The sequence below is a fragment of the Nitrospirillum amazonense genome, assembly GCF_029594735.1.
Lineage (GTDB): Bacteria > Pseudomonadota > Alphaproteobacteria > Azospirillales > Azospirillaceae > Nitrospirillum > Nitrospirillum amazonense.
On record NZ_JARPAF010000002.1, the window covers coordinates 769,145 to 769,572 of the forward strand.

Here is a 428-nt window from a genome sequence, read left to right on the forward strand (position 1 = left end):
CACCTTGCTGGCGAAGGTGCCCTGGGCCCAGCCCAGCAGGGCCGCCAGCATCTGGCCGGTCTGGTTGGCGTCGTCGTCGATGGCCTGCTTGCCCAGGATGACCAGGCCGGGCTGTTCCTTCTCCGCCAGCGCCTTCAGCGCCTTGGCCACGCCCAGCGGCTGCGTCTCCGCGTCATTCTGCACCAGGATGGCGCGATCCGCCCCCATGGCCAGCGCCGTGCGCAGCGTCTCCTGCGCCTGCGCCGGGCCCACGCTCACCACCACGATCTCGGTGGCCTTGCCCGCCTCTTTCAGGCGAACCGCCTCCTCAACCGCGATCTCGTCGAACGGGTTCATCGACATCTTGACGTTGGCCGTCTCCACACCCGTGCCGTCCGCCTTCACGCGAACCTTCACGTTGTAGTCAACGACCCGCTTGACCGCGACCA

The 428-nt window shown here is 68.2% G+C and carries 1 protein-coding gene; it reads right to left on the reverse strand.

The genetic code is table 11. The features are described 5' to 3' along the window. Positions 1–428: electron transfer flavoprotein subunit beta/FixA family protein (locus P5F91_RS09735; protein ID WP_277907104.1), on the reverse strand; the 428-nt coding region annotated here is incomplete at both ends.